The organism is Amycolatopsis albidoflavus, from assembly GCF_039525725.1.
In the GTDB taxonomy this organism is placed as follows: Bacteria; Actinomycetota; Actinomycetes; order Mycobacteriales; family Pseudonocardiaceae; genus Amycolatopsis; species Amycolatopsis albidoflava.
In genome coordinates this window covers 245589-255121 of record NZ_BAAAHV010000012.1, presented here as the reverse complement: position 1 = coordinate 255121, position 9533 = coordinate 245589, and the positions used below count along the sequence as shown (strand labels likewise).

Annotated in this window: 10 protein-coding genes; 5 read left to right on the top strand and 5 right to left on the bottom strand. The window is 71.3% G+C overall.

Annotated elements, in window-relative coordinates:
- The first annotated feature begins 255 nt into the window (after positions 1-255).
- The gene (locus tag ABD156_RS19620) at positions 256-999 is read left to right on the top strand and encodes an AfsR/SARP family transcriptional regulator (protein WP_344275222.1); all 744 of its coding nucleotides are present in this window, start codon (positions 256-258) and stop codon (positions 997-999) included.
- On the opposite strand, the gene ABD156_RS19615 is transcribed toward ABD156_RS19620, so the two are convergent.
- On the bottom strand, positions 996-1886 hold the full coding sequence (locus tag ABD156_RS19615; RefSeq protein WP_344275219.1) for a LysR family transcriptional regulator: 891 nt from the start codon (positions 1884-1886) through the stop codon (positions 996-998). The two genes, ABD156_RS19620 and ABD156_RS19615, sit on opposite strands and share 4 nt — an antisense overlap.
- Before the next feature lie 131 nt (positions 1887-2017).
- Between ABD156_RS19615 and ABD156_RS19610 the strand changes: the two genes are divergently transcribed.
- Complete coding sequence (locus ABD156_RS19610; RefSeq protein ID WP_344275216.1) at positions 2018-2719, top strand: flavodoxin family protein; 702 nt, start codon at positions 2018-2020, stop codon at positions 2717-2719.
- A gap of 74 nt (positions 2720-2793) precedes the next feature.
- On the opposite strand, the gene ABD156_RS19605 is transcribed toward ABD156_RS19610, so the two are convergent.
- Entirely contained in the window at positions 2794-3915 is a 1122-nt protein-coding gene (locus tag ABD156_RS19605) for an FAD-dependent oxidoreductase (protein WP_344275213.1), read from the bottom strand.
- A 79-nt stretch (positions 3916-3994) separates the two neighbouring features.
- On the opposite strand from ABD156_RS19605, the gene ABD156_RS19600 reads away from it, so the two are divergent.
- Both ABD156_RS19600 and ABD156_RS19595 read left to right on the top strand, forming a co-directional pair.
- Positions 3995-4690, top strand: a complete 696-nt coding sequence (locus ABD156_RS19600; protein ID WP_344275210.1) for a TetR/AcrR family transcriptional regulator — start codon at positions 3995-3997, stop codon at positions 4688-4690.
- On the top strand, positions 4687-5850 hold the full coding sequence (locus ABD156_RS19595) for a tyrosine-type recombinase/integrase (RefSeq protein ID WP_344275207.1): 1164 nt from the start codon (positions 4687-4689) through the stop codon (positions 5848-5850). Before ABD156_RS19600 ends, ABD156_RS19595 begins: the two co-directional genes overlap by 4 nt.
- A gap of 3 nt (positions 5851-5853) precedes the next feature.
- Here ABD156_RS19595 and ABD156_RS19590 read toward each other — a convergent pair whose 3' ends face one another.
- From ABD156_RS19590 to ABD156_RS19580, 3 genes are all read right to left on the bottom strand, one after another.
- Entirely contained in the window at positions 5854-6660 is an 807-nt protein-coding gene (locus ABD156_RS19590) for an MBL fold metallo-hydrolase (RefSeq protein ID WP_344275204.1), read from the bottom strand.
- A gap of 82 nt (positions 6661-6742) precedes the next feature.
- The gene (locus ABD156_RS19585; protein ID WP_344275200.1) at positions 6743-7486 is read right to left on the bottom strand and encodes a hypothetical protein; all 744 of its coding nucleotides are present in this window, start codon (positions 7484-7486) and stop codon (positions 6743-6745) included.
- Positions 7487-7513: 27 nt separating this feature from the next.
- Positions 7514-8200, bottom strand: coding sequence for a TetR/AcrR family transcriptional regulator (locus tag ABD156_RS19580; RefSeq protein ID WP_344275197.1), 687 nt, complete (start codon positions 8198-8200; stop codon positions 7514-7516).
- Positions 8201-8283: 83 nt separating this feature from the next.
- On the opposite strand from ABD156_RS19580, the gene ABD156_RS19575 reads away from it, so the two are divergent.
- Complete coding sequence (locus ABD156_RS19575; RefSeq protein ID WP_344275194.1) at positions 8284-9420, top strand: FAD-dependent oxidoreductase; 1137 nt, start codon at positions 8284-8286, stop codon at positions 9418-9420.
- The last annotated feature ends 113 nt before the right edge of the window (positions 9421-9533 follow it).

Below are 9533 nucleotides of genomic sequence, written 5' to 3'. Positions count from 1 at the left end.
CCCGGCCGCGCCGCGCCCGCACTGCGCTTGCCGGGTCAGTGGCGGTACAGCATGGGCCTTCACCTCCCGATTTCCGTTCCCGGCAGCGGGAAACCGCGCCATCGGTCGGCGAAAGCCGGCGGGCGCGTTCCCGATGCGGAGCGACGCTGCCCGGGCCGTGGCCCATCGTGGCCGGGGCGCCTTGTCGAAACCTTGCCGCGACCTTGAAACCGCGGCGGCGGGACTGGTATCCCGGAAACAACCCAGGGAGGTTCCGTGAGCGGCACCGAGGTGAGGGTTCTCGGAGAGGTCGAAATACGGGTCGGCGAACGGATTCTCGCGCTAGGCCCGCCGCGGCAGCGCCGGCTCCTCGCGGCGCTTCTCATCCAGCCGAACGTCCAGATCTCGGCAGGCGAGCTGATCAGCCGGGTCTGGAACGGCTCCCCGCCGGCGCGGGTGCACAACGCGCTCTACAGCTACGTTTCCCGGCTTCGCGGGGTGGTCCAGCACAGTGATCGGCTGGTGCTGACGCGCGGGCACCGCGGATACGTGCTGATCGTCGACGAGGACGACATCGACCTGTGCCGGTTCCGCGGCCTGGTGTCGCGGGCGCGGAAGTCCGGCAGCGACCGGCGGCGGGCGAAACAGTCCTACGAAGCCGCGTTGTCGCTGTGCCGCGGCGTTCCGTTCGTTGATGTCGACGCCGCGTGGCTGGTCGATCTGCGCGCGCGGTTCGCAGCCGAGCGGCTTGGGGCGGAGCTGGATCTGTTCGACATCTGCCTGCGGGAAGGCAAGTCGTCGGAGCTGCTCGGCCCGCTGAACCACTACGCCGCCGAACATCCGCTGGACGAGCGGATCGCCGCGCAGCTGATGACGGTGCTGTGCCGGCACGGCCGCCAGGCGGACGCGCTTCGCCGGTACGCAGGGCTGAGCCGCCGCCTCCGCACCGAGCTGGGCGTCGATCCCGGCGCGCGGTTGGTGGAGCTGCACGGCCGGATTCTCTCCGGCGCGTGTCCTTAACCCGCGAAAGAAGCCCGCACCAACAGATCCCGCAGCGCGAGCGCGACTTCGGACGGCTTTTCGGGCAAGAGGACCACCTGGTCGGCGGTCGTCGAAGGACCGGTCAGCGGGATGATCCGCAGTCCCGGCGGCTGGTGGTCCAGTGCCGATTCGACGGTGATCCCGATGCCCGTTCCGGCGGCGACGTGGGCGGCGATCGCCTGCACGCTGTCGGCGGTCCGGATGATCCGCAGGTCCGCCCCGCTGATCCGGAACGCGGACAGCAGCCGGTCGCACAGCCCGCTGTTGATCTGGTGCGGCCAGGTCAGCAACGCGCTCGAGGACAGCTCGGCGGCGCTCAGTTCGGCATGTCCGGCAAGGGAATGCGCCGCGGGCACAAGCGCGACGAACCGTTCGGCGGACAGCACCCTCGCCCGGACGCCGTCGATTCCGCCGGTCGCCCAGCCGATGCCGAGCCCGACGGTTTCGGCACGCAGGGCCGCGAGCTGAGCGGTGGTCGGCATCGGCTCCGGCACGATGGCGACGTCCGGGAACCGCTCGCGCAGCTGCGGCAGGCAGCGCATCAGCACTTGGTGCGCGGTGTACTCGGCGTGGGCGACGACGAGAGTGGTGCGCGCCCGGTCGCCGCCGGCCAGGGAACGGCCGCGTTGCTCGAAGCGGCGCAGCTGGGCGAGGGTGGCGTGGGCGTCGGGCAGGAGCGCTTCGCCGAGATCGGTCAGCGAGACGCGGCGGCTGGTGCGGTGGAACAGCTTGCCGCCCAAGGTTTTCTCCAGACGGCGGACGGCGTCGCTGACGGTCGGCTGTCCGCGGTGGAGGCGTTCGGCGGCGCGGCCGAAATGGAGCTCCTCCGCGACCGTGACGAACGCTTCGAGCTCGATCCTGTCCACCGGAGCAGGCTAGCCGGATCAATCGGTGTCACCGATCGCTGGGTGCCGGAGAACGGCGTTGATGGCGTCCGGCGATCGGGATGAGATGGGGAGCAAGCAGGGGATTTCCCACGACTGGAAGAAGTTTTCGCATGACAGCCAATGCCGTTGACGGCATCCCGCACGCCACCGTGACCGTCGTCTGCCACTCGGTGCACGGGCACACCCGTCTCTTGGCCGAGCACCTCGCCGAAGGGGCACGGCAGGTGCCGGGCGTGCAGGTGCACCTCGTCGACATCCGAGCCGAGGACGTCACCGCGGGCCGCTGGCACGACAGCGAGGTCATGGCGTTGCTGGACCGTTCCGACGCGATCGTCCTGGGCTGCCCGACGCTGATGGGCAGCGTGTCGGCGGTGTTCAAGGCGTTCATGGAGGCCGCGTTCACGCCGTTCACGACGCAGGCGTGGAAGGACAAGCTGGCCGGCGGGTTCACCATGTCCGCGTCGCAGAGCGGCGACAAGCTGGCGGTGCTGCAGCAGCTGTCGGTGTTCGCGGCGCAGCTGGGCATGCAGTGGATCGGCGTGGGCGACATGCCGGGCAACAACTGGAGCGGCGGGACCCGCGACGACGTCAACCGGCTCGGCTCGTGGCTGGGGCTGATGAGCCAGAGCCACGCCGACCTGGGCCCGGAGGACGCCGGTTCGCCTGGCGATCGGGTCACCGCCCAGCGCTACGGCGAGCGGATCGCCCGGCTGACGCAGCGGTGGGTCAACGGCGTGCCGTACGAAACCGGCCGGATGACCGAGCACGAGGCCCGTGCGCTCTCCGCCGCCCTCCGGGAAGCAGCGGCCTGACGCAGGTGAGTCCGTGAAGGGCTCCTTGAGGGAATCTAATTCCTGCAAGGAGCCCTTCACGGACCTGCCCAGGGCTAGGTCCCGGCGACGAAGTCGGCGAGCAGGCCGTGCGGTGCGTCGGGACCGAACATCTGCCGCTGCAGGTGCGCGCCCTCGGCGGCGGTTTCCTCGCCGCGCGGGAACATCGCCCGTTCGTACTCGGCCAGCGCGGCCTCGACGTCGCCGGGATGGGCGGCGAGCGCGAGCCCGAGTTCGGCGCCGTCGAGCATGGCCAGGTTCGCGCCTTCTCCGTTCGGCGGGGCGAGGTGCGCGGCGTCGCCGATCAGCGTCACGCCAGGCACCCGCTCCCACCGGTGCCCGATCGGCAAGCCGTAGTGGGGGCGCAGGACCGGTGCGGTGTTGCTTTCGGTGATCAGCGTGGTCAACGCCGTCGACCAGCCCTCGTACTCCGCCGCGATCCGGGCGGTCGCGGCGGCTGCGTCGGCGAAATCGATGCCGTCGAACCAGTCCAGCGACCGTTCGAGCCCGATGTAGGCGTGCAGGATCCCCTCTCGTTCGCGGTGCGCGGTGATGCCGTGGCCCGGCGCGAGCACCAGCAGCATCCCGCCGCCGACCGCTTCGGCCGTGGCCGGGAACCGGCGGTCGGAGTCGTAGACGAAGGTCTCGACCGAGGACACCCCGCTGTACTCCGGCTTCGCCGAGGACAGCAGCGGCCGGACCTTCGACCAGGCGCCATCCGCGCCGACCAGCAGGTCTGTGGTGACCGTGGTTCCGTCGGCGAACGCGACCTCGTAGCCCTCGGCCACGGCCCGCACACCGCTGACCTTGTGTCCCCAGTGGACAGTGCCCTCCGGCAGCGAGTCGATCAGCAGCTGCCGAAGCTCGCCGCGGTGGACTTCGGGACGGCCGCCGGTGCCGTCGTCGGGTTGTTTGAACAGCACTGTCCCGTCCCGGTCGAGCAGCCGCAGTTCTTGTCTCCCCTCCAGGATCAGGGTGCGGAATTCGGCGGTCAGCCCGGCGGCTTCGACGGCGAGCTGACCGTTGTAGTCGTGGATGTCGAGCAGGCCGCCCTGGGCGCGCGAGGCCGGCGACGGCTCGGCTTCGTAGACGGCGGCGGGGATTCCGCGGACGTGCAGGACGCGGGCGAGCGTGAGACCGCCGAGCCCGGCGCCGACGATCGTGACGGGTGTGTTCATGACACGGCTCCTTCGAAAGAGAATTTCTGGTACGCCATTCCATATTGGAACGGCGCTCCAGATGTGTCAAGATGGACCCATGGCTACGGGGACGCGCCGGGCACAGCGGCGCACGGAGGCGCTCTCTCGGGAGCGCATCGTCGAGGCGGCGGTGGAACTGCTGGACGCGGCCGGCGAGAGCGGCCTGACCTTCCGGGTGCTCACCGAGCGGCTCGCGACCGGCCCCGGGGCGATCTACTGGCACGTCGCGAACAAGGGCGAACTGCTGGTCGCCGCGACCGACGCGGTGGTGGCGGACGCGCTGGCGGCGGAGTCGGCCGGATCGCCGCGCGAGGAAGTGCACGCGGTCGCGCTCGGGCTGTTCTCCGCGATCGACGCGCATCCGTGGCTCGCCGCGCAGCTTCTGCTTCAGTTGTCCCGCAGCCCCGGCGGGCCGGTGACGCCGCGGATTCTCGAGAGCCTCGGCCGCCGGGTCCGGGCGCTGGGCGTGCCTGAGGAGCACTGGTTCACCGCGACGTCGGTGCTGATGCACTACGTCCTGGGCGCGGCCGGGCAGAACGCGGCGAACAGCCAGGTGACCGAGCCGGACGCGGACCGGGCCGAATTCCTTGCCGCCACGGCGGAAGCGTGGGAGGCATTGGACCCGGCGGAGTACGAGACGACTCGGGCGATGGCGGGCCAGATGAGCGAGCACGACGACCGCGAGCAGTTCCTCGCCGGGATTGATCTCGTGCTCGCCGGGGTCGCCGCGCTGTATCCGGGCGGGCGCGCGTGACCCTCGCGGTGACCGATGCCGGGGGAGCGGGCAAGGACGCGCGGGAGCGGTTCGGGGAGTTTCTCCGCGTGTACGCGTCGGTCAACACCCGCGTCGCGTACGCGACCGATCTCGGCATCCCGCTCGACTGGGTGCCCGGCTACCAGCCGCCGGACCCGGGCCGTCGCCGCGGCCGGTCGCGGCGGACCGATCCGGACGCGCTCGCGTGGCTGCCGTGGTGTCTGCGCAACGGGTTCACGTCCTTCGCCGACGTCCGGGTGGAGCACGTCGAGCAGTGGCTGGACGAGCTGGCCCAAGCCGGGTACCGCGACGCGACGCGCGGCCGGATGCTGTCGGCGGTGTCCGCGTTCTACCGCAAGTACCTGCTGCGGGAGGGCTTGGCCGGGCACAATCCCGCCGCGCTCGTCGACCGGCGCGCGCAGCATCTCAACCGGCCTTCCGGCGTCCCGTCGCAGACCGCGCGCTGGTCGTTCGACGCGTGCCGGGCGTTGCTGCTCGCCGCGTGGCTGCTGGTCGACCACAGCCGCAACGGCCTGCGCGACCGGGCGATGGTCGAGATCCTGATCGGCACCGGGGTGCGCGCGGAGGAACTCGTCGGCGTCGATCTGGGCGACTACCGGCGGCCGGCCGCGGGCGGCATCGGCGTGCTTCGCGTGCACGGCAAGGGATCCAAGGACCGCGAGGTCGCGCTGGCCGCACCGGTGGCGGACGCGCTCGACGCCTATCTCGCGGACCGGGTCACGCCGCAGGTCCCGGCGCTGCGCGGGCAGGTGGGCGCGAATCGGGCGGAGCCGCTGTTCGTCACGAGCACCGGCGCGCGCGTGCACGTTTCGCACGTGACGGCGTTGCTGCGGCGGCTGTGCGCGACGTTCTGCCAGCCGCCCAAGACCGCGCGGCTGCGGGAACTGCTCGACACCGCCGAGGCGCGGTTCGTCGCGACGCACCTGCAGTCGTTGTGCGACACCATCCATCCGCATTCGGCGCGCCACTCCTACGCGACGCACGCGATCGAGCGAGGGGTCCCGCCGCGCCAGGTGCAGCGCGATCTCGGGCACGCCGCGTTGTCGACCACGGAGGGGTATCTCCACGACGAGAACGCCATCCGCGATTCCGCCGCGCACGAACTCGCTCCGGCGTTGCACCGCGGCTGGCTCGGCTGATCCTCAGCCGCTGGTCCGGGCAAGCCTCCGGGCTTGTCCCTGGTGCAGATCCCGGACCCACTCCCAGCCGGGCTTGGCCGACGGGCCGATCCGCGGGTCGTCGGGCTCGCGACCGTCGCGCAAGGCCTGCACGTACGCGCGGTCGAGGTCGATTCGCGCGCGAACCTCGTCGACCCCGACGGATCCGTGGCCGGGGATGAGCACGTCGACGTCGTCCGCCACGGCTTCGAGCGCGCGCAATCCGGCGAGGTAGTCCTCGATCGGGTCGGCGGTGGCGTCGAACATCGGGACCAGGACGTCGGAAAGCATGTCGCCCGCGACGAGAACTCCGGGTTCCTCGATCAGCAGCGCCGCGTGGCCGGGGGCGTGCGCCGGATGTTCGATGATCCGGACTCGCGGGCCGTCCCACGGGAGATACGCGGTTCCGGCGGGCAGACCGGTGATGCGGCCGAGCAGGTCCAGCGGTACGTCGTCGGCGATCTCCGGCGGCAATCCTTCGGCGACAAGGGTTTTCCAGTCCGGTTTTGCCAGCAGGTCCCGCAGGGAGGCCGCGCAACGGGCGGTGCCGTAGCGGGGAGCGTCGCCGAATTCGGCGTGCCAGAGCACGTGATCCCAATCCGGATGGGTCGCGAATCCCGCCGCGACCGGCTGGCCGAGTTCGCGCAGATCGGCGGCGAGGCAGGTCAGTTCGTCTCTCGTGAGCCCAGGGTCGACTAGCAGCACGCCAGTCTGGCCCCGCACGACGACCGCGTTGTTCTCCAGCAGTTCGCTCTGGTGGACCAGCACGCCCTCCGCTGCCTGTTTCAGCATGGCGACCCCCTCCGCTCGTGATGCGCGACGGTAGCCCGAAGTGATGGCAAAGTGCAAGCACTGCGCACTGCCGCGGCAGCGGTCAAGCCTCGATGAACGGTTCGGTGCATAACGTGCAGGTGATCGGCCCCAGCTCCAGGATCGATCGGGCCGCGCGGATCCGGCGCGGCGGTTCGCACCGGCAGATCGCCGCGACGTAGTTCGGCCCGCCGCGATGCGCGCCGCGGCCGTCGACCGGAGCGATCACCACCGGCGGCGGGAGCGGTTCGGCCACCTCGTCCGGTCCTTCGGGATCGTCCGGCGGAGCCGCCACGGCGCGTCGTGCGACCTCCTGTTCGGTGTGCCGCCACACGGTCAGCGCGTCTTCGAGCCGGGAGAGTTCTTCTTGGTACGACTGGAGAGTCGCGGGGAGCGCGGTGGTCGCGGACCAGCCGATCCGGTCGGCCTGTTCGGCGCGCAGGCCGAGTTCGGCGGCGAGCGCGGCGAAGCGTTTGTTGTGGTAGCGGCCGTCGCTGACGTCGACGATGTCGCGGGTGGCGGCGAGTCCGTGCGCGGCCTCGTGGAGCGTCGTGGAGAGGATCTCGGCCGCGCCGCGCCGGAGGCCTTCCGCGCCGAGGAAGAACTCGGCGCGCGGTTCGACGCCGTCGCCGACGTGCCAGCGGGACCGCGCGAAGTGGCCGTGGATCTCGGTGGTGGTGCCCATCGTTCCCGAGGCCAGCACGAGGATCGCCTCGGGAACGTCCGCGTGCCTGCTGCGGATTTCGGCCCAGAGCCGTTCCATCGCGTGCATGACGCGGGTCGTCGGGCCCAGCGCGGCGGTGTCCATGGGGCCATCTTGCCGCTTAAGCGGTAACTAGGGCAGGGAGAGTCCGGAGAGCACCCGGTCGAGGCCGGCGGAGAAGACCGCGTCGCCGTCGGGGTGGACGGCGTCGCGCGCGGTGCGGAGGAGGGTGGGGTAGCGGCCGGAGTCGAACATCCGCTGCAGGTACGGCGCGGCGGCGCGCTGCCAGCTTTCCTCGTCGAGGCCGGTGTCGCTGATGAGCCGCCGCTCGCGGATCTCGCTGCGGACGGCGCCGGTCACGTAGGAGTGCACGGTGAAGACCGTGATCACGGCGTCCTCGATCGGGCCCGGCCCGGCCGCGGCGGCGAGCGACGCCTCCAGGTAGGCGAGAGCATTCGGGCCGAGCCCGGGCCGTCCGCCGATCAGGTCCGCGAACCATTCGTGCCGCTGGACGGCCGCGCGGCAGCCGTGCGCGAGCGCGCGGAGGGCGGCGAGCCCTTCGGTTTCCGGGTCTGGCAAGGGGATCTCGCCGTAGACGGCGTCGGTCATCAGGTCGAGCAGTTCTTCTTTGGTGTCGAGATAGCCGTACAGCCGCATCGGCCCGGCGCCGAGCGCGGCCGCGACTTTGCGCAGCGACACCGCTTCCAGTCCGCCCTCGTCGGCGAGCGCGCAGGCGGTCTCGACGATGCGGGCGCGGCTCAACGGCGTCGGCGCCGCGCGCGCCGGCGGTTCGGGCCGTTCCCACACCAGTTCGTCCATGCTCGCTCCTTTTCGGGTGACAGTACCGGGACGCTTCCGATACGGTGTATTCAGTCAATACAGTGTATCGAGGGGATGTCATCATGCGAATCGTCATCGCTGGGGGCGGGCTGGGCGGGCTCACCTGTGCCGCGGTGCTGAGGGCGCACGGCGTCGATGCCGTGGTCTGCGAACGGGACGCCGGCCCGGAGGCGCGAGTGCAGGGCGGCACGCTGGACCTGACGGTCGACGAGGGCCAGTGGGCGCTGCGCGAGGCCGGCCTGGAGGCCGGTTACCGCGAGATCGCCCGGCCCGAGGGCCAGGACATGGTCCTCTATGACTCCGCGGGAACGTTGCTGCGGCGGGAAATCACCCCGGACGAGGGCGAAGCGCGCTGGGGCCGTCCTGAGGCGGACCGCCCGGCGCTGCGGAAACTGCTGCTCGACGCGCTCCCCGAGGAGACTGTCCATTGGGGACACGCGGTGACTCGCGCGGAGCCGCTCGGCGACGGACGGCACCGCGTCCACCTGTCCGACGGCGGAACCCTGGAATGCGATTTCCTCGTCGGCGCGGACGGCGCCCGGTCGAGAATCCGCCCGCTGTTCACCGACGCGGAACCGGCGTACTGCGGCGCGCACGGCTTGGAACTGGTCATCCACGACGCGGACCGAGCGCACCCGGCGGCGTCCGCGCTGGTCGGGCGCGGCGGGTTTTCCTCGATCGGGGATCAGCAGACGCTTTCCGCGCAGCGCAACGGAGACGGCACGATCCGCGTTCACCTGACCCTGCGGTGCGCCGAGGACTGGCAGGAGACCTCGGGGATCCCGTTCGACGACCCGGATCGTGCGCGCGTCGCGCTGAAGGAGCTCTACGCCGGGTGGCCGGAGGAGTTCCTGGCGTTGCTGGACGCGTCGTCCGGTCCGGTGCTGGTGTATCCCCTGACCGCGCTGCCGGTCGGGTTGCGGTGGGACCACGCGCCGGGCGTGACGCTGATCGGGGACGCGGCGCATCTGATGTCGCCGTTCGCCGGACAGGGCGCGAACCTCGCGATGCGGGACGGCGCCGAGCTTGCCCTGGTTCTCGCTCAGGGCGGCGACGTGCGGAAGTTCGAGGAGGCGATGTTCGACCGCGCCGAACCGGCGGCGCGGATGTCGGCGGACAACCTGGAGCTGTTCATGTCCGACGGCGCGGCGGAAAAGGTGCGGCACCTGTTCGCGAAGATGTCCGGGGAGGAGGACTGACTCAGCCGGGTGGCATCGGTCCGTCGCGTTTCCGGCGGCCGGTGGTCTTCGTGGGCGTGCGGGGCCGGGTCGCGGTGCCGTCCGCAGCGGTGACTCGCGTCGGCACTTGGTGT

Coding starts and splice junctions, on each gene's coding strand:
- ABD156_RS19610 (WP_344275216.1), top strand. CDS start 2,018: ATGACAGCCAATGCCGTTGACGGCATCCCGCACGCCACCGTGACCGTC.
- ABD156_RS19605 (WP_344275213.1), bottom strand. CDS start 3,915: ATGAACACACCCGTCACGATCGTCGGCGCCGGGCTCGGCGGTCTCACG.
- ABD156_RS19600 (WP_344275210.1), top strand. CDS start 3,995: ATGGCTACGGGGACGCGCCGGGCACAGCGGCGCACGGAGGCGCTCTCT.
- ABD156_RS19590 (WP_344275204.1), bottom strand. CDS start 6,660: ATGCTGAAACAGGCAGCGGAGGGCGTGCTGGTCCACCAGAGCGAACTG.
- ABD156_RS19585 (WP_344275200.1), bottom strand. CDS start 7,486: ATGGACACCGCCGCGCTGGGCCCGACGACCCGCGTCATGCACGCGATG.
- ABD156_RS19580 (WP_344275197.1), bottom strand. CDS start 8,200: ATGGACGAACTGGTGTGGGAACGGCCCGAACCGCCGGCGCGCGCGGCG.
- ABD156_RS19575 (WP_344275194.1), top strand. CDS start 8,284: ATGCGAATCGTCATCGCTGGGGGCGGGCTGGGCGGGCTCACCTGTGCC.